At 44.0% G+C, this 26,102-nt stretch carries 25 protein-coding genes; 5 read left to right on the top strand and 20 right to left on the bottom strand.

The window, feature by feature from the left end; translation table 11 throughout:
• The first annotated feature begins 19 nt into the window (after window positions 1-19).
• A complete protein-coding gene (locus ICU98_RS02190) occupies window positions 20-568 on the top strand; it encodes a hypothetical protein (RefSeq protein ID WP_215352525.1) in 549 nt (182 codons plus the stop codon).
• Here the strand turns inward: ICU98_RS02190 and ICU98_RS02185 are convergent.
• The 13 genes from ICU98_RS02185 to ICU98_RS02125 all read right to left on the bottom strand — a co-directional run bounded on the left by ICU98_RS02185 (window position 565) and on the right by ICU98_RS02125 (window position 17,971).
• Complete coding sequence (locus ICU98_RS02185) at window positions 565-1,626, bottom strand: site-specific integrase (protein ID WP_215352523.1); 1,062 nt, start codon at window positions 1,624-1,626, stop codon at window positions 565-567. The two genes, ICU98_RS02190 and ICU98_RS02185, sit on opposite strands and share 4 nt — an antisense overlap.
• A 298-nt stretch (window positions 1,627-1,924) precedes the next feature.
• Window positions 1,925-2,617: a response regulator gene (locus tag ICU98_RS02180; protein ID WP_215280688.1), complete on the bottom strand. Its 693-nt coding sequence runs from the start codon at window positions 2,615-2,617 to the stop codon at window positions 1,925-1,927.
• A 19-nt stretch (window positions 2,618-2,636) separates the two neighbouring features.
• The gene (locus ICU98_RS02175; RefSeq protein WP_215352521.1) at window positions 2,637-5,330 is read right to left on the bottom strand and encodes a DUF4118 domain-containing protein; all 2,694 of its coding nucleotides are present in this window, start codon (window positions 5,328-5,330) and stop codon (window positions 2,637-2,639) included.
• Window positions 5,331-5,335: 5 nt separating this feature from the next.
• The gene (kdpC, locus tag ICU98_RS02170) at window positions 5,336-5,905 is read right to left on the bottom strand and encodes a potassium-transporting ATPase subunit KdpC (protein WP_215280690.1); all 570 of its coding nucleotides are present in this window, start codon (window positions 5,903-5,905) and stop codon (window positions 5,336-5,338) included.
• A gap of 28 nt (window positions 5,906-5,933) precedes the next feature.
• Window positions 5,934-8,009, bottom strand: a complete 2,076-nt coding sequence (kdpB, locus tag ICU98_RS02165; RefSeq protein WP_215352519.1) for a potassium-transporting ATPase subunit KdpB — start codon at window positions 8,007-8,009, stop codon at window positions 5,934-5,936.
• A gap of 18 nt (window positions 8,010-8,027) precedes the next feature.
• On the bottom strand, window positions 8,028-9,818 hold the full coding sequence (gene kdpA / locus ICU98_RS02160) for a potassium-transporting ATPase subunit KdpA (protein WP_215280692.1): 1,791 nt from the start codon (window positions 9,816-9,818) through the stop codon (window positions 8,028-8,030).
• Window positions 9,815-9,907 carry a K(+)-transporting ATPase subunit F gene (gene kdpF / locus ICU98_RS02155; protein ID WP_215280693.1) on the bottom strand — a complete coding sequence of 31 codons (93 nt, stop codon included), beginning with the start codon at window positions 9,905-9,907 and terminating at the stop codon, window positions 9,815-9,817. Before kdpF ends, kdpA begins: the two co-directional genes overlap by 4 nt.
• Window positions 9,908-10,425: 518 nt before the next feature.
• Window positions 10,426-11,727, bottom strand: coding sequence for an amidase (locus tag ICU98_RS02150; RefSeq protein ID WP_215352518.1), 1,302 nt, complete (start codon window positions 11,725-11,727; stop codon window positions 10,426-10,428).
• A gap of 84 nt (window positions 11,728-11,811) precedes the next feature.
• Window positions 11,812-12,786 carry an ABC transporter substrate-binding protein gene (locus ICU98_RS02145; protein WP_215335189.1) on the bottom strand — a complete coding sequence of 325 codons (975 nt, stop codon included), beginning with the start codon at window positions 12,784-12,786 and terminating at the stop codon, window positions 11,812-11,814.
• 39 nt (window positions 12,787-12,825) lie between these two features.
• The gene (locus ICU98_RS02140; protein WP_215352517.1) at window positions 12,826-13,641 is read right to left on the bottom strand and encodes an ABC transporter permease; all 816 of its coding nucleotides are present in this window, start codon (window positions 13,639-13,641) and stop codon (window positions 12,826-12,828) included.
• The gene (locus tag ICU98_RS02135) at window positions 13,638-14,426 is read right to left on the bottom strand and encodes an ABC transporter ATP-binding protein (RefSeq protein ID WP_215352515.1); all 789 of its coding nucleotides are present in this window, start codon (window positions 14,424-14,426) and stop codon (window positions 13,638-13,640) included. Before ICU98_RS02135 ends, ICU98_RS02140 begins: the two co-directional genes overlap by 4 nt.
• A 244-nt stretch (window positions 14,427-14,670) precedes the next feature.
• Window positions 14,671-16,491 (bottom strand): sulfatase-like hydrolase/transferase, encoded by a 1,821-nt coding sequence (locus tag ICU98_RS02130; RefSeq protein WP_215352514.1) that lies wholly within the window; start codon window positions 16,489-16,491, stop codon window positions 14,671-14,673.
• A gap of 175 nt (window positions 16,492-16,666) precedes the next feature.
• On the bottom strand, window positions 16,667-17,971 hold the full coding sequence (locus tag ICU98_RS02125; RefSeq protein ID WP_215352513.1) for a lipase family protein: 1,305 nt from the start codon (window positions 17,969-17,971) through the stop codon (window positions 16,667-16,669).
• A 138-nt stretch (window positions 17,972-18,109) separates the two neighbouring features.
• On the opposite strand from ICU98_RS02125, the gene ICU98_RS02120 reads away from it, so the two are divergent.
• The 3 genes from ICU98_RS02120 (at window position 18,110) to ICU98_RS02110 (ending at window position 20,769) form a co-directional block, all read left to right on the top strand.
• Window positions 18,110-18,580, top strand: coding sequence for a hypothetical protein (locus tag ICU98_RS02120; RefSeq protein ID WP_215352512.1), 471 nt, complete (start codon window positions 18,110-18,112; stop codon window positions 18,578-18,580).
• A gap of 107 nt (window positions 18,581-18,687) precedes the next feature.
• Window positions 18,688-20,160, top strand: coding sequence for a ribonuclease catalytic domain-containing protein (locus ICU98_RS02115; RefSeq protein WP_215352511.1), 1,473 nt, complete (start codon window positions 18,688-18,690; stop codon window positions 20,158-20,160).
• Window positions 20,161-20,178: 18 nt separating this feature from the next.
• Window positions 20,179-20,769 (top strand): ATP-binding protein, encoded by a 591-nt coding sequence (locus tag ICU98_RS02110; protein ID WP_215352508.1) that lies wholly within the window; start codon window positions 20,179-20,181, stop codon window positions 20,767-20,769.
• Between the two features lie 22 nt (window positions 20,770-20,791).
• Here ICU98_RS02110 and ICU98_RS02105 read toward each other — a convergent pair whose 3' ends face one another.
• The 4 genes from ICU98_RS02105 to ICU98_RS02090 are packed head-to-tail and all read right to left on the bottom strand — an operon-like array spanning window position 20,792 to window position 22,984.
• Window positions 20,792-21,343, bottom strand: coding sequence for a hypothetical protein (locus ICU98_RS02105; RefSeq protein ID WP_215352505.1), 552 nt, complete (start codon window positions 21,341-21,343; stop codon window positions 20,792-20,794).
• Window positions 21,344-21,352: 9 nt separating this feature from the next.
• Window positions 21,353-21,541 (bottom strand): hypothetical protein, encoded by a 189-nt coding sequence (locus tag ICU98_RS02100; protein ID WP_215352503.1) that lies wholly within the window; start codon window positions 21,539-21,541, stop codon window positions 21,353-21,355.
• Window positions 21,542-21,578: 37 nt separating this feature from the next.
• Window positions 21,579-22,580: an NAD(P)/FAD-dependent oxidoreductase gene (locus ICU98_RS02095; protein ID WP_215352501.1), complete on the bottom strand. Its 1,002-nt coding sequence runs from the start codon at window positions 22,578-22,580 to the stop codon at window positions 21,579-21,581.
• Window positions 22,580-22,984, bottom strand: coding sequence for a thiol-disulfide oxidoreductase DCC family protein (locus ICU98_RS02090; RefSeq protein WP_215352499.1), 405 nt, complete (start codon window positions 22,982-22,984; stop codon window positions 22,580-22,582). Before ICU98_RS02090 ends, ICU98_RS02095 begins: the two co-directional genes overlap by 1 nt.
• 66 nt (window positions 22,985-23,050) lie before the next feature.
• Here ICU98_RS02090 and ICU98_RS02085 point away from each other — a divergent pair, with 66 nt between their 5' ends.
• Window positions 23,051-23,746: an SDR family NAD(P)-dependent oxidoreductase gene (locus tag ICU98_RS02085; protein WP_215352498.1), complete on the top strand. Its 696-nt coding sequence runs from the start codon at window positions 23,051-23,053 to the stop codon at window positions 23,744-23,746.
• 14 nt (window positions 23,747-23,760) lie between these two features.
• Here the strand turns inward: ICU98_RS02085 and ICU98_RS02080 are convergent, their stop codons facing one another.
• The 3 genes from ICU98_RS02080 to ICU98_RS02070 all read right to left on the bottom strand — a co-directional run bounded on the left by ICU98_RS02080 (window position 23,761) and on the right by ICU98_RS02070 (window position 26,098).
• Complete coding sequence (locus tag ICU98_RS02080) at window positions 23,761-24,027, bottom strand: TIGR03643 family protein (protein ID WP_215352497.1); 267 nt, start codon at window positions 24,025-24,027, stop codon at window positions 23,761-23,763.
• A gap of 94 nt (window positions 24,028-24,121) precedes the next feature.
• Window positions 24,122-25,519, bottom strand: a complete 1,398-nt coding sequence (locus ICU98_RS02075) for a 3'-5' exonuclease family protein (protein ID WP_215352496.1) — start codon at window positions 25,517-25,519, stop codon at window positions 24,122-24,124.
• A 6-nt stretch (window positions 25,520-25,525) separates the two neighbouring features.
• Window positions 25,526-26,098, bottom strand: a complete 573-nt coding sequence (locus tag ICU98_RS02070; protein ID WP_215352495.1) for an Rrf2 family transcriptional regulator — start codon at window positions 26,096-26,098, stop codon at window positions 25,526-25,528.
• Window positions 26,099-26,102 lie beyond the last annotated feature (4 nt).

The raw sequence follows: 26,102 nt of genomic DNA, 5'->3' as shown, positions 1-26,102 counted from the left end.
GTACTTATAAGGAATCAATATGCGCTACCCTAGAACAGTCTTTGTTTTTGATACCCCTAACCATGGTGTAGATCAAGAATACTTTCAGAAGATCAGCTCATCCTCACAGAAGATCTATATACGCGGGCATTCAAAACCAATCGGGACAATTGATTCTGAGCTTGATGCCATCAAAATTTTGGATGGGTATCTCAACTTTACGGGACCAAATCGCTCTTATATGGTCATTAGCAATCTAAAACATATCGAATTTATAGCCACTAGCCTAGCAGATAAGGATTGCTCCATCTATTGGCTCATGAATAAGAATTCCGCTTTAAGCATTCGCGCAGCTTTAGGTGCCCTGCTTGATCTTCATGAAATGGAAGCCTTATTTAACGAGGCGCTTTACTACTACACCAAATCCAGAGATCGTTATCAAGCATTATCTGACTCCACGCACATATCAAGCGATGATTTTCCCCAGCTGATTTCCGACATTATTGATGGACATACGCAAGTTGAACTGCGGGCCGACATTGAAGGTTTTTTATGTGAAGAATTGCATATTGGAAAATTTGAGATCTAAGCCAACTTAGCGGCTGCCATCATTGGGGTGAGTTTTGAGTAGTGACGCTCAATCATTATTGTAGAAGTACCCATTTGCCTAGCTAGGGTGTGGATATCTATACCTTCAGCCAGTGCAAATGTGGCATAGGTATGGCGCAGACTATAAAGACTGCGATTACGCCCCGCTACATCTTTGAGTAAATTACATTCTTTTAAGAGATTCTCAAACTGAGGATTAAAGTTATAAGGCTGAACCCCTCTTGGGAAAGTAAATATCAGACGATCTAACCTAGCCTCTATGACGGCATTTAGATCTTTATATGGCAATTGATGCCAAGCAATTAATCTTTCCAGACAATCAACTACTAAATGTTTGGCAATTAAGTACCTAGGGCCTGTTTTACCGGAAAGCCAGACCTTGAGATACCGCTGATCACCAATCCAGTGCCATTGCAGATGCATCCAGCGCATGGGCTTGAGCTCAGTTCCCGGCCTAGCCCCTGTATAAAGTAAGAATTCCACATAAGAGCGACATAGCTGTCGCATCTCCTTAGTGCGAGATGATCTTCCCACCTTCTCCCAGCTGGGCATATAGGCTAATAATTGAGCGATCTCTTCTTTACTAAAAGCGGGTCTTGCTTGACTGGGAGAGCCATGGGGATCTAATAAAGGAACCCGATAAGTATCAGCAATCAAGTTTTGCTCTCTAGCTAAGGCAATGACTCGGTTATAGCTCGTTGCATGGGTGCGCTTAGTGCTTGCCTGGGGATCTCTACCCATCTGGGATAAGCGCCAAGATTCAAAATCCTTAACCAGCTCTGGAGTGATTTCCTTTAATTGGAATTTTCCAAAAAACGGGATGAGGTATTTATTGAGAACAAACTTGTAATCCTTAAAGATAGCTTTGCCATTACCTTCTTTATTGGCAATATCCATTGCCACGAGATCTTCTTGTGCTAACTGCTTGAATGACTTGGATTTGAGACTTAATTCCTGGCTTATCTTAGCCATGGTCTGCTCATATAGCGCAATAGAGGACTGCTTGGCCTCTTCAAGATCTGCCTGTGCCGTACTCATAGAATGCCATTGATCATTAGGCAACTTAAAACGACATTGCCATTGGTTGCTGCCTGATCGCTTAAAGAGGCTTACTAAACCTCGGTGAAGGTGAATTACATCAGCAGATTGGGATGTACTAGATTTAAAGAAAAGCTCGCTCAGATTTTGCATACAAGTGTCGTGTTTGGGGACACTTGTAGCTTAACTTCAGATTGGGGTTTGGGCGACCGCTAGTTTGTCGGGTAAACCGACATTTTATATGTGGATATCTGGTGGGCAGCTAACGACCCATATCGGACGCTCACGGCAAGCCATCCTAGAAGAGAAACCTATATCCAACACCAGTTTCAGTAATGACATGCTCTGGCTGCGCAGGATCATCTTCGATTTTTTTACGAAGCGCCCCCATGTAAATTCTCACGTAGTGATGATTATCAACATCGTTCGGCCCCCATACACCCAGCAAAAGCTGTCTATGGGTCAATACAATATTTGGATGCGTTACTAGAAATGCTAGCAAACGATACTCAATGGGGGTTAAATGAAGAACTTCCTCTTCCCGCTTTACGATCCTTGTTGTCAAATCAACATTGATATTTCCAAATTTGAAAACCGTCTCACCCTTATCGGATGCCATCGAACGCCTACGTAGCTGCGCTCGGACCCTAGCCACTAGCTCCCCAGGACTAAAAGGTTTTGATAGGTAATCGTCGGCGCCAATATTTAGGGCCTCGATTTTGTCATCCTCATGGGTTCTTGCAGAAACCACAATAATTGGCACGTCTGACCAAGTTCTAATATCTCGAATGAAGTCAATGCCCGAACCATCAGGCAGACCTAAGTCAACTAACACTACATCCGGTTGACGTGAGCCCGCCTCTATTAGTCCACGAGAAACTGTGGCTGCCTCAAATACCTGAAATTGCTCCGCCTCTAACGCCATCTTGATAAGCCTACGAATATTTGGCTCATCCTCAATAACGATTGCGACGGGAATTGGTTGTGACATCTAGCTACTTTATCAACTTCTACTGATCATCTACATCAATTTTAGGGGGATTACCCCGGGGCAAGCTAAAGGTAAACCGCGCACCGCCACCTTCCATTGTCTTTCCAGTGATCTTGCCGCCATGCGCCTCAATGATGGCCCTGCAAATAGTGAGCCCCAGGCCAACACCAGAAATTGCACCTTCTTTATTGCCTCGCTCAAATTTTCTAAAAATATCTTCTTCTTTCCCCCTGGGAAGACCAGGTCCATTATCCTGCACCCAAATCTCGACAGAGTGTGGAGAAGCGACTGAAGCACCTATAGATACGCTGCTGTTTTTAGGGGTGTATTTATAAGCATTTTCTAGAAGATTAATAAAGACACGCTCTATCAGAACCGCATCAAAATTTAATAGGGGCAAATCAGGAGGTAACGTCACTGTGACATGCCTACCTTCACTCGCCGACTCAACAGCCTTGATGGCGGCACCAATTGCCTCTTCAATCAGAAACCATTGTTTATTTAATTGGACCGTACCAGACTGAAGTCGGGCCATATCTAATAGATTACTTACTTGTGAACTCATTTTTAAAGCTTTTTCACGCAAAAGTACTGCAATCTCTTTTTGCTCGGAAGTCAGCGGTGCATCTAACATCTCCAACGCATCAGTCAACCCAACCAATGCCGTGAGTGGAGTTCGTAAATCATGTGAAATAGCCGATAACAGAGAGTTTCTTAAGCGTTCTGATTCAATTTGCACTGTCGAGCTTTGGGCGACTGAAACATAATGAATTCGCTCTAATGAGATTGCCAGCAAACGAGCAAATGTATCGAGTAATCTACGCTGCTCAGGGGACTTTAAGCGGGTAGAACTTGGAGCATCAATCACCAAGATTCCACGAGTACGCATTGGTGCTCGCAAAGGAATGTACAGCAAAGGCGCACCTGGCAAAGAATCAGTGCCATTGCCAGCCTCTTTAGAATTATCAAAAGCCCATTGGGCAATGGATAAATCTGCCTGAATATTGGCTTTCTTATCGATAACAATCTCTAACAACTGATTATCATCGTCGGCCAATAACAAGGTAGATTTAGCTTTGAATTCAATTTCAACAAAATGCTGGCTAATCTCAGCCACTTGCTCTGGCATCAAGGCACCCGATAAATCTCTAGACATCTCGTAAAGAGATTTCACTCTTTGTTCGCGTCGATTTGCAACTTTAGCTTGATAAGTCAATCCAGTAGTCAGTTTTGCTGTAATCAAACCAACAACTAACATTACTGCAAAGGTAAATAAATACTGGACATCGGTTACTGCAAATGAAAAACGTGGCGGCACGAAGAAGAAGTCAAATACAAGTACATTAACAACTGAGGCCATTAAAGATGGTCCCAAGCCAAATTTAACGGATACCAAAACGACTGCCAGCAAAAATAGCATAGCAATATTTGGTAACTCCACTATGGTATTAAGAGGTGTTGCGACAACTCCGGCAATACCGCAGATTAGCAAGCTCAATGCATAGGATTGCCAAGGAGCTTTTAGTTGCCAAACTAAGGATTCAATATCAAAGCCATCACGCGTAATGCTTGTCGAGTTTGTGCCCTGAGCAATTTTGAGCACATCTAAATCAGGGGCATGTCTAGAAATTGATTCTGAAAACGCCCTTCTCCAAATTTGCCATCCACTAAGGGCGCCGGTACCCACAATGACCCTGGAAAGGTTATTTTCTCTTGCGTAATTAATGATGGACTCAACCGCTTCATTTCCACCAACAGTCACTGCTTTTGCCCCCATCTCCTCTGCCATAGAGATAGTTTTTAGAATGCGTTCCCTAGACTTTTGAGAGAGATTTTGTAACTTAGGAGTTTCAACATAAATTGCATGCCATGGAATCTGAAGTTGTGCAGCAAATCTTGCAGCACTTCTAATGACATTTTCTGCCTCATCTCCAGGGCCGATACAAGCCAAAATAGACTCACGCGTTTTCCAAACATTGGATACCGAATTATCTTTACGGTATTTAATAATTTCGCCATCCAGACGATCAGCCGAGCGACGTAGCGCTAATTCTCGTAGCGCAATTAGATTTCCTTTGCGGAAAAAGTTTTGAGTTGCTCTTTCAGCTTGCTGTGGAAGGTACACTTTTCCATCTTTAAGCCTTTGAAGCAGCTCGTCGGGAGGCAGATCAACTAAAACAACTTCGTCTGCAGAGTCAAATATATGGTCTGGTACCGTTTCCCAAACCCTAACCCCAGTAATCCCACCAACAATATCGTTCAGAGTTTCAATATGTTGAACATTGATTGTGGAGTAGACGTCGATACCAGCTGCCAAGAGCTCTTCAACATCTTGCCAGCGCTTCGGATGCCTCGAGCCAGCCGCATTTGAATGAGCAAGCTCATCTATTAGGATTAGATCAGGTTTTTCAATCAGGGCTTGGTCAAGATCAAATTCCTTGAGTTTCTTGCCCCTATAGTCAATTTCCTTTAAGGGTAGAACTTCTATGCCATCAAGCATTGCTATAGTGTCTTTTCGACCGTGTGTCTCTACGACACCAGCAATCACTCGCTTGTTTTTGCTTTGCTCATGAGCGGCAGAAAGCATTGCATAGGTTTTACCTACCCCAGCATTCGCTCCAAAGAAGATCTTTAATTTACCTCGACCAGACTGAACTTCTTGGCTCTGTATACGAGCAAGTAATTGATCGGGGTCTGGTCGTGACTCAGGCATTCAGTTTAATTTCCATCTAAAGCAAGATTAAGCTTTAATACATTAACACGAGGTTCTCCGAAAATTCCCCATTGGCGGTCTTGTGTATTTGCTACTATGAGTTGATTGATATGATCAATACTCATTTTGCGAGCCTTTGCTACTCGAGATGCCTGGTATTGTGCAGCCTGGGGACTGATTTCAGGATCCAAGCCGCTAGCTGATGCTGTGACCAAATCCATTGGTATTGGTAATTTATTAGCAGGGTCAGCGCTCTGCAATGCTTCAATTCTTCCTTTAACGGCATCTGCCAAGGCTGGATTTAATGGGCCTTGATTTGATCCACTAGATGCGGTGGCATTGTAGGGTTGGGGCCCAGTAGCTGATGGCCTACCCCAAAAGTACTTAGCATCAGTAAAGTTTTGCCCAATCAACTCTGAACCAATAGCCTGATCGCCTTGATAAACAATGCTTCCTGCCGCCTTACTTGGAAAAAGCGTCTTCGCTAATCCCGTGACAAATACTGGATAGATAACACCAGTAATCACAGTTAACAAAACAAATAGTCCTAAACAACTTCTCATGATGGATTTCATTTTCTATCCTTAATATAACGTCTAGCGATCAAATGATTGAAATAATTAAATCAATGATCTTGATGCCAATAAATGGAGCGATAAGACCGCCTAAGCCATAAATCGTCATATTTCTGCGCAAGAGTGCGGCTGCGCCCAAGGGCTTATAAGCAACTCCCTTTAGCGCCAATGGAATCAAGAAAATAATGATTAAGGCGTTAAAGATTACTGCAGACAAAATAGCCGATGACGGACTAGAGAGATGCATCACATTTAATGCCTCAAGCTGCGGATATGTCGCCACAAAAGCTGCTGGAATAATGGCAAAGTATTTTGCTACGTCGTTAGCAATACTAAATGTCGTTAATGATCCCCGGGTCATCAGCATTTGCTTACCAGTCTCAACCACTTCAATTAACTTTGTTGGGTTGGAATCCAAATCGACCATGTTGCCCGCTTCTTTAGCAGCTTGAGTACCAGAGTTCATCGCCACAGCTACGTCTGCCTGCGCTAGCGCTGGAGCATCATTTGTTCCGTCTCCAGTCATCGCCACTAAACGGCCTTCTGATTGATGTTTGCGAATCAAAGCAAGCTTGTCTTCTGGTGTTGCCTCGGCCAGGAAATCATCCACCCCCGCTTCAGCAGCAATAGCAGCAGCAGTCAATTTATTGTCACCAGTAATCATGATGGTACGAATACCCATCTGACGCAGTTCGTTAAAGCGCTCCTTGATGCCGCCTTTAACAATGTCTTTGAGCTCAACTACGCCCATAACACGTGTACCTTGCGATACAACTAAAGGTGTGCTGCCACGTCGAGATACGTCATCAACCGCTTTCAGAACTTCCTGAGGAAATTGACCGCCTAATGATTCAATGTGCTTTTGAATTGCGCTGGCAGCACCTTTGCGAATTTGCTCTCCATTTATATCTACGCCGCTCATACGTGTTTGAGCAGTAAATGGCACAAACTGTGCGCCAATAGAGTTGATTTCCCGCTCCCTGATATTAAATTTTTGCTTAGCGAGGACAACGATGCTTCTGCCCTCGGGAGTTTCATCTGCCAATGATGCTAATTGAGCAATATCAGCAAGTTCTGCCTCGGTTACTCCAGATGTAGCTACAAAATTGGATGCCTGACGATTTCCCAAGGTGATAGTGCCTGTTTTATCTAGCAAGAGCACATCGACGTCACCTGCAGCTTCCACGGCGCGGCCAGACGTTGCAATGACATTGGCGGCCATCATACGGCTCATTCCGGCGACGCCAATTGCAGACAATAAACCCGCGATAGTTGTTGGAATCAAGCAAACCAGTAGCGCGATGAGTACTGTTATCTGAATTGGTGATCCGCTACCACTTGCAGCAACGCTAAACATAGAAAACGGTAGCAAAGTTGCAACCACCACCAAGAAAACAATCGTTAGTGCCACCAATAAAATTGTTAAGGCGATTTCATTGGGGGTCTTTTGACGTTTTGCATTCTCGACCATTGAGATCATTCGATCAATGAAGGTCTCCCCTGGATTAACGGTTACACGAACCACAATCCAATCCGATAAAACGCGAGTACCTCCAGTTACTGAAGAAAAATCTCCTCCAGACTCACGAATAACCGGGGCTGATTCACCCGTAATAGCAGACTCATCAACAGAGGCAACCCCTGCAATCACTTCACCATCTGCAGCAATTACATCATTTGCCTCAGCAATAAAAATATCGCCTTTACGCAACTGTGTTGCAGAAACAAGCTCTGATGCTGGACGGTTATCCCAATTTTCAGGAATATTGGCCGCTTTTACCTTCTTAGCCCATGTCTCTTTCTTTAAGCCCCTCAGCGATGCTGCTTGAGCCTTACTACGACCCTCTGCTAATGCTTCAGCAAAATTCGCAAAGAGCACTGTGAACCAAAGCCAAAGCATGACGCCGAGGATAAAACTTGAAGAAGCCTCACCTTCGCCATTTAAAGATTGAATCCACAACAAGGTGGTCAGGATGCTGCCGATATAGACAACAAACATCACTGGGTTTCGCCATTGAATTGACGGGCTTAACTTTCTAAAGCTATCCACAATGGCTGGTTTTACTAACTCGGCATCAAACATGCCTAATTTTCTTTTAGTCATTTTTATCTCCGAGATTAATTAATGAATCACTGGGAGCATTAACTGCTCAACAATGGGGCCAAGAGCAAGGGCTGGCACATAGTTCAATGCTCCAACCAAGATCACAGTACCGGCCAAGAGGACAATAAAAAGTGGTCCGTGCGTAGGCATAGTCCCCTCATTCACCGCTATTTTCTTTTTGGCTGCGAATGCCCCGGCTAACGCAAGCACTGGCACGATGACTCCGAAACGACCAAACCACATTGCAATCGCTAACCAGCTGTTATAGAAAGGGGTATTAGCCGAGAGACCTGCAAAGGCACTACCGTTGTTATTAGCGGCCGAGGTAAACGCATACAAAATCTCAGAAAAACCATGAGCGCCAGGATTGGCAATTCCCGCAACCCCATCGGCACTCATCACCGCAATTGCTGTGCCTACCAATACCAAGATAGGAGTAACTAAGATTGCAATTGCAACCATCTTCATTTCGTAGGACTCAATCTTTTTGCCAAGATATTCGGGGGTGCGACCAATCATTAAACCCGCAATAAATACTGCTAGGATCGCAAAGACCAGCATTCCATACAGGCCTGTCCCTACACCACCAAATACGACCTCACCAAGCATCATGTTCCAAAGAGGAACAAAGCCGCCCATTGGCATAAAAGAATCATGCATTGAATTGACTGCACCGCATGAAGCAAGCGTTGTTATGCTTGCAAAAATACTGGAGTCATCGATTCCAAAGCGAGTTTCTTTGCCCTCCATATTTCCCATAGCGCCATCTACACCTAAGCTAGTAATAACTGGATTCGCTTGAGACTCAAAATGAACGGCGGTAAAAGTCACTGTTAAGAAAATGAGCAGCATAGTTACTAAAACTACCCATCCTTGTCGTTTATCTCCAACCATTCGCCCAAAGGTAAAACACAATGCAGCTGGAATCAAAAAGATAGAAAGAATCTGAATGAAATTAGATAAAGGTGTTGGGTTTTCGTATGGATGTGCAGAATTAGCATTAAAGAATCCACCACCATTAGTGCCGAGCATCTTAATTGCCTCTTGAGAAGCCACCGGCCCCATCGGCAAAGTTTGCTGGTCTGTCGAGGCTGGCTCAGTTAAAGCTACGCCCTTTTCATCTTTGAGCGCTTGACCATCAGCATCAAGCTTAGGCGCATCAAACTTAGTGACCTCCACCGTTTTGACATCCTTGTATGCATCAAAGTTCTGAATGGAGCCTTGACCAACTAGAAAGATTGCATATACAACTGCAATGGGTACCAACACGTATAAGGTAATGCGGGTTAAATCTACCCAAAGATTACCAATTGTCTTAATGCTATTTCTAGCAAAGCCGCGAATAAGTGCAATTACAACCACGATACCGCTTGCTGCAGAGAGAAAGTTTTGTGTGGTGAGCCCCAGCATTTGCGTGAGATAACTCATTGTCCCCTCACCTACATAGGCCTGCCAGTTAGTATTTGTGGCAAAACTAATGGCAGTATTAAAGGATGAGTCTGGGGAAACGCTTGCAAAACCTTGAGGGTTTAGCGGCAGGACTCCCTGAAATAACTGCAATCCAAAGACAAATAGAACACCCAGGATATTGAAGACAATTAAACCAATTGCATAGCTTAACCAGCTCATTTCAACATCTGGATCAATGCCACATACCTTGTATATGAAACCTTCTATTGATCTAAAAGGTTTCTTAGAGGCAATGGCTTGACCGCTCATCACATTGTTAATGAAGCCTCCAAGGGGATAAGCTAAAAGCAATAAGACCCCAACATACAGAACAATTGTCAAAATTGCATGGGTGCTCATGAGAAGTCCTCTGGATTTAATAGTGCAGCAACTAAATAAATTAAAAGCAATGCAGCGGCTAAGCCACTAATGATCTGAATAAAGTTCATTTTTCACCCCTCAATCGTGCACAACCCTTAGCCAGACCAATGGTCAACGCAAGAAATATAAAAATGCAGCCGAGAAACAGTAAGCTCATATCCACCTCTATCCAATTAGATGGTTTGATCTTATAAAGAAGTGTGTAAAAAAGTTATAAAGATTTGAGTGGATTTGTATAAAAATCCTGAAAATAATGCTTTTAGGTGCCGTCTGGGATATGGCTGTTTATGGCCGACAGTTGCCATTCAAGTTGTCGGTTAACCCGACATTCAACCGTCACTTCTCGTGACACCCCCGTCGAAACCAACTGACCTCCACCTCGTACCAATCCGATCCACATGACCACCCGCCTATGCCGCACAACTTTCTAGATAGGTTTAAGCTAATGTTTTGATTACTGTTCGACACAATTCTTAAGTCTTTTAATCCGTTGGTCGCGAGTTCGAATCTCGCCCGACCCACCAGTAATACAAAAGCCACCCTCGGGTGGCTTTTTCTTTGGGTTGGGGTAGCCGATTAATTGGCTTTAATTTTTGAATGCCGACTCAGCAAATTTTGCAACACTAAGCAGCTTTGCATCCTCTGTATAGGCCCCGATTAATTGAATACCTAAAGGCAGACCATTACTCGATTTTGTTAAGGGCACTGTAATCGAAGGTACGCCCAAGAAACTCCATAATGCACAAAATATAGGATCACCAGTTGATGTCAAACCTTTAGGCGCCTCTCCGCTAGCAGGTACGGATAAAAATGCATCATATTGCTTAAAGAAACTAGCAATCGTTTTGCGCAATTTCTTCTGCTTCTGCAAGGCATTGATATAAGCTGGAGCCGAATGCTTCAATCCTCTATCTGCCAAATCTTTAATATGGGTGCTTAAAAGATCATCATGATGTTTTAAGTGGTCTTGATGGATAACGGCTGCTTCGCAGTCCATGATTAAATTCATATCAACAATTGCGTCCCAATACTCCTGGGGAATGGATAACTCTTCAACCGTAGCTCCCGCAGCACGAAGTCTTTGAACGCTCAATTGCAAGGCATCCATTTGTTCGCCACTTACCATGTGATCAAAGGGCGTTCTTAGAACGGCAATCTTTGGGGCTTTATATGCAGAAATACCTTGATGAATATCCACCGTAAAGTCGGGCAGAATAATGGAATCTTCTTCAGCCAAGTCATCATTTTTCAGCATCAATAATGCATAAGCAGCATCATCGACTGAGCGCGTAAAAAAACCAATGTGGTCAAGAGAGCCTGAAAGTGGGTGTGCCCCATCCCTTGGAACTGCCCCGAAGCTAGCTTTAAATCCAACTACTCCGCAAAATGCAGCTGGTCGCACTATCGAGCCTTGAGTCTGTGAACCCAGAGCTAAGGGCACAATGCCTGCCCCAACTGCCGCTGCAGAACCACTAGACGAGCCACCGGGAGTATGTTCACTATTCCAGGGATTTGTGGTTGGGCCTGGATGACGCCAAGCAAACTCTGTAGTGACGGTCTTGCCAAAAATAACGCCACCCAAAGCACTTATTTTGCGAATGATAGGAGCATCTTCTTTCGGTATCTGGTCTTTATATATTGGTGAACCATTAGTGGTCACAAATTCTTTTGTAGCAATAATGTCTTTGACTGCAACTGGAATACCTTCTAACGGACCAGTATGTGATTTTTGACTCATTTGCTCTAAAGAATCTCTGACTAAAAATGCTTTTAAGGTGGGCTCCAGAGCATCCGCTTGTTTAGAGCAGTCAGCAAGTAATTCTTTAGGTTGAAGTTTTTTACTCTGTATTAGAGAGCAGGCTTCAATTAAGCCCAGACTTTTACTCATATTTACTCACATCACTTAAAGTTTATTAGGAAACTGGGCATCTTTCGATGCCCAGAAAAAAGCTGTCCATGCTACTGCAACAGCTTACTTCATATTTAGAGCATTTTTAATGTATGTCTCATTAATGAAATTTTCATATACAGGCTGCTCCTTAAGATTACCCAAAGCAATTTGAGTATCCATCGCAATCTTTAATGCCTGTGGAGTAATCTGAACAGTCTTTGGAAATACATTTTCACTAATCATGCGATTGACGGCATTCTCAACAACTTGAGGGTCTTGTGATGGAAACTCTTTCTTGGCTACCTCAATAGCGCCCTTAGGATCCTTGGCGATGAACTGTAGCGCCATTTCCATACCATTAACCATGCGCTGCGCAGAAACTGGATCGACGTTTTTCATCGCAGTAATAGACGAGAATGCATAAGGTCCGTATGTTTTAGGAAAACCCAGCACCACTTTCATACCCTTAATGGCCACTTGATCTAAGCCGGGCTCATACAAAACAGCAACTTTTGCTTGACCACCTAATAATGTTGCAGGCTCTGTACCCAATGGCACTTGGATCATGTCGATGTCTGACTTTTCACTCATGCCATTTTCTTTTAACAATTTCAGAAAAAGCGATGTGCTGGTGGTGGGCATTAAACCTGTAACTACTTTTTGCCCCTTGATATCCTTAATGTTGTTAAATTTGACATCGGGTGCTGTAGCAATCCACACTGCAGCGCCATTCACTGCATTACTAATAATGCCGACATTGGCCCCTTTAGAAGCTGCAATGGCGGTCCACTCTGGGCCATGAATCGAGAACTGAGAGCTGCCAGATAAAACAGAAGATAGTGCGGCCGTGGGAGAGCCTGCAGTTTCTTTAATAACGCTCAAACCTTGATCTTGGAAGAAACCCTTATCGATTGCAATGTATAGAGGCAAATAGAGCATAGATTGAAATGCCTGGGAAATGGTCACTGTTTTGACTTCTGCATGCGCAGACAGCGACGCAAAGCCAATACCTGCTGCTATCAACAAACTACCCAGTTTTTTACTAATGGAATGCATTTGAAATACCTCCGCTGAAAGAAAAAGACATCATAAGAATTACATCCGAATCTGAGTGCGCCCGTCATCCGAACGCCAAGGAAATAAATACTTCTCCAATGCATCAATGCAGTGATAGAGACAGAATCCAACAATCATCAGAGTAAACAAGCCAACCCAAACTGAGTTGAGCTCATAAAGGCTAGATGCGTTGTAAATCATGTGCCCCAAGCCCGCCTTAGAGGAAATGAATTCCCCAACAACTGCACCGACTAAGCCAAAACCCACATTAATTCGAAAGTTAGAGACGATTGCTGGCATTGATGAAGGAACAATTGCCTCAAAAAATATCTGGTTCTTCGTTCCCCCCATAGAGAACAACAAGGACTGAAGATCTTTGTCGGCATCTTTTGATGCTTGATGCGCAGCTATCAAAGCAATGATTGCTGTCATCGAAACCACTAGGACAACCTTGGCTCCCAAGCCAGTACCAAACCAAAGCAAAATGATTGGTGCGAGTGCAATTTTTGGAACGCTGTTAATCGCCACAATAAATGGTTCGGTAATCTGCGCAGCCCATTTAGAATACCAAAGCGCTAAACCTAAGATCGTACCTACAACTGTACCGATCACAAAGCCCAATAAAGCCTCCCAAAGCGTGTAGCCAGTATCGATAAAAATCGAGTAGTCCAGAACACTAGCTATAAATTTTTTCCAAATACCTAATGGGGTCCCAATCAAAAACTCAGAGACTAGGCCCATTTGGGCGGCGATTTGCCAAATGGCGAAAAATCCAACCACCGAAATGAATTGAATAAAAAATTTACCTGAATGGCTTTCTAGCCAAGCAGTGCTTTTTAACTTGCTCGAACTCATACCAAGGCATCCTTTTTAGTCTGAATGTCTAATTCAGAGCAAAGTAAATTGAAATATTCAGAGAAATGTTTATGAGCCCGAGCATCAATTGGAGAAGTACGTTCAATCTCAATCTCATGCACATTTTTAACCAATGTTGGACGCGTACTGAGAGCAACAACTCTCTTTGATAGAGCTACTGCCTCATCGATGTCATGAGTCACCAAAATCACCGTCTTCTTGAAGGTAGCAACTGCATCCAGTAGGACACTCTCTAAATACAAACGAGTTTGGTAATCCAATGCTGAGAATGGCTCATCCAGCAATAAAATATCAGGATCCATCAGAAGCGTCCTGATTAGCGCAACTCTTTGGCGCATGCCGCCAGATAAAGTTTGCGGGTATGCCTTTTCAAAGCCAGATAAACCAAAAGTGGATAAATATTCTCTAGCAGTATCTATTGCATATTGCCCTGTTTCGCCGCGCACCTTTAAACCCAGCAGCACGTTATCTAACACTGTTTTCCATGGGAAAAGAAGGTCTTTTTGCATCATGTAGCCGATCCGCCCCCTCAGACTTTTGGTCTTCTCACCGCGATAAATAAGGGAGCCATCATCGGCCTCCAAAAGGCCAGCAATGATATTGAAAATGGTGGATTTACCACAGCCACTGGGCCCAATGATGCTAATAAAGTCTTGCTCATGCACATCAAAAGTCAAACCCTTAAGCACCTCAACAGGGCCCGCTTTGCTCGGGAAAGACTTGTGAATACCATTAATTGAGAGCTGAATTTCGCTGCTTGACATTAATAAATTCCGATTAAGTAAGTAGGAAGTAGGTACTAATACTTACATTTCACTCAGAATAAAAACTAAATCACTTAACTATCTTGGTGCAAGAATGATCAAGACTGGTGCATAAGATATTTTGTCGGTTTGCACAACAATCCAAAGACCAAGCCAATCTCGTCCGACCCACCAGCAATACCAAAGCCACCCTTGGGTGGCTTTTTCCTTTGCAGTTTTCAGTGCGCCTAAAACAGCGAATTTCTCATCGCCGATCTTGTTTGGCCATATGCCATCTACCATTCCGAATTGGCAGAAAGCTACCATCATCAATTCCAACCTCTTGGGCGATTCGTTCGTTCATGACTTTATTCATAGCCATGATCAAACCACCATTCTTTTGGGGATCCATTGCTAAGTTATTCATCTCATTTGGATCATTTTGTAGATCAAATAGCTCCAAATCATTTTTAGCTAAGAGTTCCTCCATTGTCGTTGGAGTATTAAATTGCAGTGGAGAGAAGTATCGTGAAAAACGGTATCTACCGTCAAAGATACTTCGAATACCCACCCGATTGGCAAAGTTAGGTTGGTGTTGATCCAGTATCTTGGCAGATGCTTTGTAGTCATACTTACCAGACATTAACCAAGAATAGGTTTTCTCAGCCCAGAACCAGCTAGTAAACATCAACATATTAAAATTAAACAATGAGGCTGGTCTTGCTGAATCCACTTTAGCTTTTTCAGGCTCTTTAAATAGTGGAGTAAGGTCTTTGCCTTTGAGACCTTCCGCTGCTTTTGCAACGCTCTTAGAGTCCTTACCTGTCATCGCCAATATCGTAGTAGCCAGGTCTAATTGCGAAGTGATTGCCTGACACTCTTTACCGCCAGGATATGCTGGATGAATAATCATCAGCGGAATATGGTTCTGCTCCTTGTAGGCAGTGGTTCCTTTGCCCCGCATTTGATGTGATCCGCCCAACTCACCATGGTCAGCCGTAAAGATCACAATAGTGTTATCTTCCATGCCACTATCTTTTAAGCCCTGCATTACTGCTGCAACATTCTCATCGCTATCACGCATACAGTTAAAGTAATAGTCAAGGAGTAATCTCCAGCGGCGATCCTCATTAGGCCATGAACCCATGAGCAAATCCCAAATCTCTTGATATAGTTTGTGCGCTTTTGGTCTGCCGGGTGCATCTAGTGCTTGGTGACGACTTTCTGGTAGAGGATAGTTATCCCATGTCGCTTGATAAAGCTCAGTTGTGGGCGGAGGCAAGATAGTCATTGCATGCTTGGCACCTTGCACAGGTTTACCTGGCAAATCCGAGTTCACGTAAGTCACATCATGAGGGTTCACGATATTGACCGCTAAATACCAAGGTTGCTTCTTTGCTCTGAGCTCTTGCCCCTCATTGCGTAGCCAACCAATCGCCGATGACAGTGTTAGCTTATCGAAGGTATAACCACCCTGCTGTTGATCGACGATATCGCCTACGCCTAAGAAGTCATCAAAGCCATAAGATTTAATGATCTTCCGATAGGTATCCATCGGAGCGTCATAGGCTTTCTTGACTGTATCCATATTGGCTGATAAGTGCCATTTACCTTGATAGGCAGAGTGATAGCCCAGCTCTTGAAGGCGATGTCCAATCGTCTTTACCTTGAGCGATAAATCAGGCTGCCATAAAAAATTAAGGTTATCAAAAATGCCTGAATGCTGAATATGCTGGCCTGTATAAATCACTGAACGTGCAGATGAACATTGCATAGTTGCCGCTTGGTGATTCGTAAAAGTTATTGCTTTCTTTTTAATCGCTTCGCGAGCCGGAACAGGCATGGGCCATTTTGGGAAAAAATGCTCTTGATCTACTAGAACAAAAAGAATGTTGTAGCCAGCAGGAGGCGAATTTGGTGCAACTGGATCAGGCTTATCAGAATGCGATTGAGCATCTGCATTTTGTATCCCAGCAGGCAACAAAGTAGCGCCTAATGCCGCTGCCCCAGATGTAAGTAGATTTCGTCTAGAAGGGTTTTGAGGATCATTACTAACATCCACCACCTCGGGCTTTGTTGTCTGCATTCCCTACTCCTCTGTGAGATTGGCAATACCTTTATTTGGTTTAAAACATACTAACTCAAATGAAATAAGGTTTTATGGCACTTTGTCAGTTAAACCAATAAAACTGTGTCGAAACCGCATCACGGCAATCAAAAAGCCACCCTAGGGTGGCTTTTTGATTATCTAGTTGACCTTCCTATTTTTGAGGACATGCATTTGCCAGCGGCTTACCTGCGACGCGATCCTTAACCCAAGCTAAATAAAACGGCTTAGATGATCCAGGAGTGGTGAAGTGGGACTGCTCACCAGGCAATTGCATTCTGCCAACGTTACCACCTAACTTGCATATTTGATCTTGATACATCTGATGCATCATTGGCGGAACAGCAGTATCTTTTGTTCCAAAGTAGATTTGAACGGGTGCAACGGGTTTTGCTACCGGAACACCGCCCTTTTGTACTGCTTGCACCCAAGCCAAAGTATTAGCAGGAGTTTGCTTTAGTAAAGTTGCGTAGCTTGCACCATAGTTAAAGTTGAATGTATCGCTTGATGCATGCATACATTTATTACCGTAGATCTCATTAGCCACTTTTACACCCTCATCTGTAAAGATGTCAGATAACTTGAGGTTAGAAAAGGCAGCTTGGGTTCCCCAGTAATACATCGTTGCATGGGTGAAGTTAAAGACATTGTCCAAAAACAGCTTTTGGAAGTCTTGGAAGAATTGATCTGCAGCGGCCTGATCCAGTTTTCCTGCTGGAGCAAGAATAGAGAGATCTTGAGGAGCCATGGCAACAAAACCAATCATATCGAGATTGTCAGCTACAGTGCCTGTTTGTTTTATGTATTCAGACATGCCTGCTAGCGCAATTACTGCGCCACCACCTTGAGACCAACCATAAATCAAAGTCTTTTTGTTGGCTCCAGTCTCTTTCATGGAAACTGCAGCACGAGCTGCGTTGAGTGTGTCCATCCCGTTGGTTGCTGAAACACTATATTGATGTCTACCCCCACCACCGAGACCTTGATAATCTGTGGCAACCAATACATAACCCTCTTTAATAAACTCTTCTACAGATGGAATGCCATAGTCGGTCCAGGAATTTCCACCAACCAAGAAATATTCATTCAAAGGAACTGCAGGATCAATCACTTGTGATGGCCCACAGTTTTGTGCCGCGCCTGTTGTGCCATGAGCCCAAGACATCACCGGACGACCGCCCGCAGGAGCCGGCCCCATTGGCGCAACCACTAAACCAGTTGCAATAGTTTTGCGTCCCGAGATATCTGAAGAGATGTAGGCAATCCTCCAAGCCCGCACACCCTTGACGGATGTTGCTATTGCCTCTTGCTTGATCACTTGCCCCAATTTACCTTCGGGGGTCATTTTCATGACAGAAGCATAAAAAAGAGGGACTGGTGGCTCTGCACATACAACACCAGAAAAAATGCTGAGCACGACACCAAATACGAAAAAAGGAAATGGGTTCAATATTTTCATAGTTTAGATGGTTAAATTGTGGAGTAAATCGTTATATGCATTCCTATCTTAGCTCATTAAGTACCTTAGATTACTTTTAAGATGTAGACATAATTGAGGTAAGGTTCTCCTGTAATGAAACACACTTTCGGGCTAAATATGTCATACAAAATATTACTGTGCGTTGGTTTTTTCGCACTGATTGCTGGATGCCAAAGTGCATCTATACAAGTCCCAACGCTAGTAAATCCCGGGGGAGACGTTACTCTCATTTTTAATCGAGAAAATACGATGCTAACCAGCATTGATAGAGCAAGGGTTTATATCGGTGAAACTGATGTATGCGTCATTCCAAATGGCGATAGCTGTCAGGTCAACATACCAGCAGGCAGACATGTTCTGAAAGTATTCAGCTTTACGGATGGCAATTTCGGCACGTTTTCTCATGCCTATCAATTCGAAAGTGGTAAAACCTATCGATTTCTTATTTCACCAAACAACCTGGGCATCGCTGTCAACTTTGTAGACCCCGGAAGCATCGCTTACCTTGTCGCTGATACCGTTAACCACCCGTCCAAGGATGACAGCAATGATGGATCCTTCACTATGAAACTAGTCGATGAATACTAGGCTATGTCCTCGCTAAACTTGATTATTCAGTTTGATAGCCGCTAGCGTGTTTAATGCTTATATACTGATTTCATGTCATCAATACGCCCTATCTAAACCCATACTCTATGCATCATCAGCATTTCACTCGCGCTGATTTAGCCAAAATTGCTGTGGTAGTGATGAAAGAGCATGGGCTCGAGCCTGATTTTTCAGAAGCAGTTCAGGATCAGCTCACTCAAATTCAATCAGCAGCTGAAGAGAGCGATCCCAGCCTTCAAGATCTCCGCCACCTTCTATGGTGCTCCTTAGACAATGATGATTCCCTCGATCTCGATCAACTCAGTGCTTGTGAAGATATTGGTAATGGTCAGCACAAAATTTATGTTGCCATTGCTGATGTTGATGGCCTGATCAAAAAAGATAGTCCAATCGATCAACACGCCAAACTCAACACAGCCTCAATCTATACCTCCTCTCGTATTTTCCCGATGCTTCCAGAGAAGCTGTCAACCAATCTGAGCTCTTTGAATTTCAATGAAGACCGTCTTGCATTAGTCACTGAAATGGCGGTATCGGCTACCGGTGAAATTCTGGGCTCAACCATCTATCGCGCTAAGGTTCGAAATAAAGCCAAACTCGCTTACGATGCTACTTCAGACTGGATCGACGGAAAAACTCACGCCCCCAAAGCCATTGCTGATTTACCGGGTATGGATCTACAAATTAAAACTCAAGATGCCATTGCCCAAAAATTAAGATTGAGGCGCCACCAAGCAGGCTCATTGCAATTTGAAATCTTCCAACCCAAGGCGATTTTTGCTGGGGAGAAAATTATTGATATTGCAGAGCAAATTCAAAATCGCGGCCGGCAACTGATAGAAGAGTTCATGATTGCCACTAATGAATCCACTGCTCGATTTTTACTGAAGAAAGGCATTCCCTCCCTACGTCGCGTTGTCCGCAGTCCCGAACGCTGGCTGCGGATTGTGGAATTAGCCAAACAGTACGGAGCGCTTTTGCCCAGCTCCCCAGATTCAAAAGCACTTTCTGAATTCTTATCTAAACGACATGTGGCCGACCCAGAACGCTTCCCTGACCTCTCTTTGGTCATAGTCAAACTCATGGGACCTGGAGAATATGTGCTGGAGCACCCTGGAGAAAAACCCATTGGCCACTTTGGCCTAGCGGTGCAGGACTATATGCACTCCACAGCGCCCAATCGCCGCTTTCCGGATCTAATTACGCTACGCATGATTAAGCAGGCCCTCATTGGTCAGCGCAGCCTGTATGACAATCAAGAGCTCTATGCACTTGCACTTCACTGCACCACCCAGGAAGATGCGATTCGTAAGGTGGAGCGCAGAATGCGTAAATCAGATGCCGCCCTATTTTTAGAGCCCTATATCGGAAAAGAATTTAATGGGATTATCACGGGCATCACTCCTAACTATGGGTGGGTTCGTATTTTTAATCCTCCAGCAGAGGGTATGCTTTTAAAACTGCCCAAAAATGCCACCATAGGCAATAAAGTTCGTGTGCAACTTGTCTCAACGGATGTGCAAATGGGCCACATTAATTTCATGTTGTCGGGTTATTAATGAACGTAGACTGAGCGAATGCCAATACTTTCTAATCCACCACGCTTAATTGTGTTTGCCGGCCATGCTGGAACCGGTAAGTCGACACTGGCTAAAAAAGCATTACCTCTTTTAATTGAAAAGACTGGTCAAGATTTTTGCTTTTTAGATAAAGATACTGTCTATGGGGCTTTTAGTTCACACGTTATGCAATTGTGTACCAATAACCCCAATGACCGTGACAGCCCCTTCTATCTGGAAAATCTGCGTGATTGGGAGTATTCCGGACTCCTTGATCTAGCTCGGGAGAACTTAAGCTTAGGCATCAACGTACTGTTGGTTGGGCCTTTCTCAAGAGAGATTCAAGCAGGCAAGGTGTTTAGTGCGGAACAACTCGGCATCCCAAGAGAAACGCACATTCAGATTGCCTGGATTGATCTGATTGAAGAGGAGGCTAAACGAAGAATGCAACGACGTGGCGATCCTAGAGATCAGTGGAAACTTGAACACTGGGATCAATACGCTACAAGACGAATAGATCCCCCCAATCATCCTGCCCTATATCGCTTTGATAATCTCCACTTTGATCCAGCGCAATTTGAGGCTCTGGTTCAAGAATTGGCGAACTAAAGTAATTAGCTAGCAACAGTGTTTACGGAGCAACCCATTGCTTCTGCAGCACCCGCCTAACCATCGGGTCAAAGGTCGATAAAGGTTCGCTTTTGTAATTGGGATCAAAAGAGATCTCATCATACTTGGCACAAAACTCGACAGTTTGATCATATGCCGGATCAGATTTGAACTGATCTCGCGCATTAGGATCTACACCAATCTTGTCACCATAAAAATAGGCTTGGAATAAACCATGCTGGACCAACATCCAATAATTATTTCTAGAAATAAAAGGATGCAATATGGATGCGATCACTTCACCATGATTAAAAGGCCCTAAAGGCTCAGCAATATCATGAAACAAGGTCACAACAACATACTCCTCATCTTTACCATCACGTAGCGCCCGAGTAGCCGCTTGTAAAGAATGCTCTTTTCGAGTGATGTTATAGGCTGTGTCTTTAGCAAGATTCTCCAAGAGTGCATAGAGCTTATCCGGCAAAGCTGCCAATGTGTGCTCGTGAACCTTTTTCATCAGTGCAAAATCAGCCGGAGTCCCTTCGTCCATTCTGGTGAAATGCATTTTTTCCATTGATAACTCCTATTCTTTAGGCTTTAACTCATCTTGTTTGGATAGTGTGACTTCGCTATTCTCAGCGTTGATTCCTGGTGGTATGAAGCTTGGCGGCGCCATCTTACTGCCATTCCAAGCTTGGCCACACCAGCATTCGCCTTGCTGATTAATAATACAAACACCCGATCCACAGCAACGTTTATCAGTATTGCTCATTCTTTTTCTCCGCTTGGTTGCTGGTAGTTAACATGTTTTAGTAGGTAGGTGGTAAGGTGCCAAGGTTTTGAATTTGCTCTGCCAGTAGGTACCCGCTAGTCCATGCCCCCTCTACCGTGGAATGCAATAACCAATCGCCGCAGATACCAAGGCCATGCTTCTGATCCAAGATAAAGGATTGTTCTTGTGGGTGCTCTACTCTGGCATATCTCCACAAATGGCTTTGATACAGTTTGCAGGGCTGGCCAGTGATCTTTTCAAATGCACTGACCAATAGAGGTTCAACCTCATAGTTGCTGCACTCCATATATTCTTTTGACCACTCGGAATTTGCTTGCGCAGTCCAAGACTCATAACTTGACCTTGCAGGCTTAGAGTTGTTTCTTGCAATCCAAGAAAATGGACTTTCATCTATAAATGCGCCATCAAACGGCAGGTCAATTTTGCTGTCCTGATAAGCAATCAGCGTCCAACATGGGAGCATTTGTGCTGATGTGCAGATTTTTTGAAGGCTGGTCAGCTTACTTGGGATCAGGACTGAAGCTTGCTTCGCCGGAATGGCAATCACAAGCAAATCAAAACTATCTTGAGTTGGACCGTGCTCTTTAGAACATAATTTCCAATGATTACCATCTCGCTCTATTTTATTAATTGTGTGTGAATATTTCACAGTTAAATCTTCAACTAGATATTTAGCGAGAGAGTTCATATTGGGAACGCCAACAAAACGTTGGCCAGAGTTCTCCACTTGCTCAATTTTATCTTTATGGATGGAAACAATTTTTCCTAGCCAGGGCTCTATGAATCCTTGCGCGAGCCAGGAATTAACAACACAATTAAATGGCTCATCTTTTGCAGTGAAGTATTGCGCTCCATGATCAGCAGCCCACTGCTCAAATAGCCTTGAGCTCATGCGACCGCCTGGGCCGGCACTTTTATCAAACAAAGTTACTGTCTTGCCTGCGGCCTGCAAAACCTTGGCACAGGAGATACCAGCCATCCCAGTGCCAATAATGGCGATATTTTGAATCTTGGACATTAACGGACTTTGCTTGAGTTTTGAACCAGGGACAGAGCGCTAGGCCCCAACAATCTCGAAATTGGATGACGAAATCGAGCAAACAGTCGATAACTCAGATTCAACGCTGGCCTTAAATAAGGTCGCGAGAATAGCCATACCAGTACAGGTAAGTTCGCTCTTTTGTAAGCCTGCAAGAACACTTCAACACCATTAATGAGTACCCCACTCTCATATTGAGCATACATGGAGGCTAAAGCTTCGTTACATGAAACCCCCACGGTATTGACGTCATAGTTTGCTGAATTGATATCCACAAAAGCCAATAATCCCGCTTGATTACGTTTACTTAAAAATAGGATCTCGGCCTGGCACAGTGGGCAGGCGCCGTCATAAAATAAGGTCAGTTTTTCCAGTGGATTCATTTGAGCTTATATTAAGGCTTATTAATAAAGCCTGCTGACCACCCCCATCGCTACCATTAAGGATTCATGCCAATACTCAATCATCCCTTTAACGCACTGGTCATCGGCTCTTCAGGATCGATTGGTACTGCATTGATGGATCTATTACAGCAACACCCTTTATGCGAAAAAGTGATTGGCATCCACCGTCAATCGGTCCCATCAATCGACTATGAGGATGTAGATTCGATTGCTGATGCTGCGCAAGCACTAGCTGCGCAAGGTCCCTTTCAATTGATTATTAATACCATCGGTGTTTTACATGGTGAGCACTTCACCCCAGAAAAACGATTAGATGACCTCACTGCTGATAGCTTCAGCGCTCTACTCAATACCAATACGATTGGTCCGGCCCTCACCCTGAAATACTTTGTCAAACTGTTAGACCCCCAACACAGCGTGATGGCGACACTCTCAGCTAAGGTAGGTAGCATTGAAGATAATCGACTAGGTGGCTGGTATAGCTACCGAGCCTCAAAAGCCGCTCTGAATATGATCATCAAGACAGCAGCAATTGAGCTGGCTCGCACCAAGCCTAATGCCGCCTTAATTGCTTTGCATCCAGGCACAGTTCAATCCAGATTATCTAAACCCTTTGGTGGTGAACTGAAAGGCAGGCCTGCGCTTGAGGCTGCTAGCGATATGCTGAATGTGCTTTTGGCTCTTGAGAAAAGCGATAGCGGTTCTTTCTTAAGCTATTCAGGTGAAAAACTTCCCTGGTAGCATTTGCTAGTGACTCACTTTTGCTTGTATTGAGTGGGGCAATATGCTCTGGTAACGAGCTTGCTGCGCAAAGCCTGATGCTTAGTCGCTCGTCCCGAAACACGTTCACGCCAAATCTTAAATGAAGTCCTTTTAAGGGATTTACGCATGAGTGCAATGACTTGCGACTCAGATAAACCGAAGGATTTCTCAATAGCATCAAAAGGAGTTCTGTCCTCCCAGGCCATTTCTATTACCCGAGATAAGTCTTCAGCACTGAGGGCTAGATTGATCGATTTCATGTTTAGCGCAGATTTGAACGAATGAAGCTCAATACGTCATCGAAGAATATCTTCAATTGAGAGATCCAAGTAAGTAGTGGCTTGAATACTTTTTTCATTGCGTACGTGCCAAAGCAACAATCTGATGATTTGGGATAGAGCTCAGCTGTTTTTTAAGGATCTTGTAGATATCCAAATCAAATTCCGCTTCACCCTCGGTTGCAAGCTCATAGAGCTCAGCCTCATTGATGGCTGAGCCTAGGTAGCACCAACGATCTACAACGTGCATAGCCTCTCCCTCGACAATGGCAATTGGGCCAGGATAAGGCCAAATCTTCACTTTGAAGGCTTCGAGGGCGGTCATGAGTCGCAGATTATGCAGTTTGACCTCTTCTTGACCCACGCAGACTCCATTGCATTGCTTCACGTGATAACCAAAGCAGGCTTTTTTATCGACAGACTTTTCTAGCCCCAGCGTAAGCTCACAGAGGCGATGGCGCTTTGCCAAGGACTGGAGACATTGATGCGCTTCTCTCTTGCTATAAAAGAGTCCATATAGATTTTCTTGAACCCCTGGTTGCAGATCTCGGTGGCTGACTAAGACGGGGGTCATGACCCCATCATGATCTTGCAATTGCCAAGCGCATAAATCCTTAGAGCGCCTTAATTTAATATTCAGGGCAGGTAGTCGCTCCTTAATCAGTTGAGACTCCAGTAGCAGGGCTCCCATTTCTCCACTGGTTTCAATCCAGTCAATATCTTTCACCTGCAGAGCCAGCTTCATCTCTTTACGATTGCTAAGGTTGCTATGAAAATGACTCAATACCCGAGTACGCATATTGATACTTTTACCAATATATAGAGGGGCTTTATTTTCAGCATAAAAAATGTAGACGCCAGGTTTGTCTGGAATTTGATTAATCAAGTCTTTGTCTATATGGCTTGGCAAACTCGCATTTGCAGTCAATGCATCAATCGCGCTGAGTAATTTTTCCTTACCGAATCTCGCTTCACAGACCTGCCAAAACTGATGCAATAGCTCTGCATCACCTAAGGCCCTGTGTCTGGAGCTCACTTTGAGGTCATGAACCTGAATGAGCGTATCTAGATTATGTCTTTTTTGTTCTGGAAAGAGATGCCTTGAGAGCTTAACGGTGCAGAGTACCCTGGGCTTGAAGTCGATCCCTAATCGTTTGAAGGAGGCTTTAATGAAGCCATAATCAAAGCGGGCATTGTGTGCCACAAAAACCTTATCCTCTAGCTGACTATAGATCTCTTTGGCCAGTTCCGAAAACTCTGGTTGATTCTGCACCATCTGCGGAGAAATCCCCGTGAGCTGCTGAATATTGTTCGGTATAAATACTTGTGGATTAAGCAAGCTTTCCCATACTTCAACGCGATCTTCATAAAGCGTTTTGACTGCAATCTCAGTGATGCGGTCTCGTTCGAAATTGGAGCCCGTCGTTTCAATATCAACAAAGGCTAGCGGTGGATAAGCTTTACTACTAGCCATCACAATTCAATGATCATTCAACAAGTATTGACCAAAACTAAAGACAGAGTTTGGCCCCCTAACTTCAGGTTCAGCATGACGCACTAAGGGAATGCCAATTGCTTGAGCTTTAGGCTTGGATTGGCGTGTTCTGCTCTGCTTTCCGACTGCTATCTTTTGTAACTTTGGAGCCTCGGTAATTTCGTTAAAGTCTGGCACTGCTTTTTGAATAGAGGCCTCGAAAGATACTCTGGCCAAACATTCCTGAATATATTTTTCAATGTTCAATAAAACATCATTTGCGAGCTCAGATATCTTTGACTTCCCATAATTAAGATTTTTCAGTCTTTGCATGAAATCATCGATGGAAAGCGTTTCAAGCTTTTCTGCGAGCAGGTAACCCCCTCCCCGACCTTTTACCGATAGAACCAAACCAGCAGACTTTAGGTTCGCAAGGAAGACCTCGAGACGACTTTTAGAAATTTGCAGTCTTTTACTAATTTCACTTGCCTGCACCGGTTGCATTAGCGATGAGTGTGCGGCAATATCGATCAGAGTGTCGATTGACTTACGGGCAGCTTTGTTTATTTTGATAATCACGATC

The organism is Polynucleobacter sp. MWH-P3-07-1, from assembly GCF_018687555.1.
GTDB lineage: Bacteria > Pseudomonadota > Gammaproteobacteria > Burkholderiales > Burkholderiaceae > Polynucleobacter.
The sequence above is the reverse complement of the archived record's forward strand: the minus strand, read 5'-3'. Positions and strand labels throughout refer to the sequence as shown.

Excerpts from the sequence above, each read along its gene's own strand:
- ICU98_RS02075 (WP_215352496.1), bottom strand. The coding sequence starts at position 25,519 with ATGGCTAGTAGTAAAGCTTATCCACCGCTAGCCTTTGTTGATATTGAA.
- ICU98_RS02095 (WP_215352501.1), bottom strand. The coding sequence starts at position 22,580 with ATGTCCAAGATTCAAAATATCGCCATTATTGGCACTGGGATGGCTGGT.
- ICU98_RS02125 (WP_215352513.1), bottom strand. The coding sequence starts at position 17,971 with ATGAAAATATTGAACCCATTTCCTTTTTTCGTATTTGGTGTCGTGCTC.
- ICU98_RS02185 (WP_215352523.1), bottom strand. The coding sequence starts at position 1,626 with ATGAGTACGGCACAGGCAGATCTTGAAGAGGCCAAGCAGTCCTCTATT.
- ICU98_RS02105 (WP_215352505.1), bottom strand. The coding sequence starts at position 21,343 with ATGGAAAAAATGCATTTCACCAGAATGGACGAAGGGACTCCGGCTGAT.
- ICU98_RS02085 (WP_215352498.1), top strand. The coding sequence starts at position 23,051 with ATGCCAATACTCAATCATCCCTTTAACGCACTGGTCATCGGCTCTTCA.
- ICU98_RS02180 (WP_215280688.1), bottom strand. The coding sequence starts at position 2,617 with ATGTCACAACCAATTCCCGTCGCAATCGTTATTGAGGATGAGCCAAAT.
- ICU98_RS02175 (WP_215352521.1), bottom strand. The coding sequence starts at position 5,330 with ATGCCTGAGTCACGACCAGACCCCGATCAATTACTTGCTCGTATACAG.
- ICU98_RS02120 (WP_215352512.1), top strand. The coding sequence starts at position 18,110 with ATGTCATACAAAATATTACTGTGCGTTGGTTTTTTCGCACTGATTGCT.
- ICU98_RS02115 (WP_215352511.1), top strand. The coding sequence starts at position 18,688 with ATGCATCATCAGCATTTCACTCGCGCTGATTTAGCCAAAATTGCTGTG.
- ICU98_RS02080 (WP_215352497.1), bottom strand. The coding sequence starts at position 24,027 with ATGAAATCGATCAATCTAGCCCTCAGTGCTGAAGACTTATCTCGGGTA.
- ICU98_RS02110 (WP_215352508.1), top strand. The coding sequence starts at position 20,179 with ATGCCAATACTTTCTAATCCACCACGCTTAATTGTGTTTGCCGGCCAT.
- kdpF (WP_215280693.1), bottom strand. The coding sequence starts at position 9,907 with ATGAACTTTATTCAGATCATTAGTGGCTTAGCCGCTGCATTGCTTTTA.
- ICU98_RS02150 (WP_215352518.1), bottom strand. The coding sequence starts at position 11,727 with ATGAGTAAAAGTCTGGGCTTAATTGAAGCCTGCTCTCTAATACAGAGT.
- ICU98_RS02130 (WP_215352514.1), bottom strand. The coding sequence starts at position 16,491 with ATGCAGACAACAAAGCCCGAGGTGGTGGATGTTAGTAATGATCCTCAA.
- ICU98_RS02100 (WP_215352503.1), bottom strand. The coding sequence starts at position 21,541 with ATGAGCAATACTGATAAACGTTGCTGTGGATCGGGTGTTTGTATTATT.
- ICU98_RS02135 (WP_215352515.1), bottom strand. The coding sequence starts at position 14,426 with ATGTCAAGCAGCGAAATTCAGCTCTCAATTAATGGTATTCACAAGTCT.
- ICU98_RS02140 (WP_215352517.1), bottom strand. The coding sequence starts at position 13,641 with ATGAGTTCGAGCAAGTTAAAAAGCACTGCTTGGCTAGAAAGCCATTCA.
- ICU98_RS02145 (WP_215335189.1), bottom strand. The coding sequence starts at position 12,786 with ATGCATTCCATTAGTAAAAAACTGGGTAGTTTGTTGATAGCAGCAGGT.
- ICU98_RS02090 (WP_215352499.1), bottom strand. The coding sequence starts at position 22,984 with ATGAATCCACTGGAAAAACTGACCTTATTTTATGACGGCGCCTGCCCA.
- ICU98_RS02190 (WP_215352525.1), top strand. The coding sequence starts at position 20 with ATGCGCTACCCTAGAACAGTCTTTGTTTTTGATACCCCTAACCATGGT.
- kdpC (WP_215280690.1), bottom strand. The coding sequence starts at position 5,905 with ATGAAATCCATCATGAGAAGTTGTTTAGGACTATTTGTTTTGTTAACT.
- kdpA (WP_215280692.1), bottom strand. The coding sequence starts at position 9,818 with ATGAGCACCCATGCAATTTTGACAATTGTTCTGTATGTTGGGGTCTTA.
- kdpB (WP_215352519.1), bottom strand. The coding sequence starts at position 8,009 with ATGACTAAAAGAAAATTAGGCATGTTTGATGCCGAGTTAGTAAAACCA.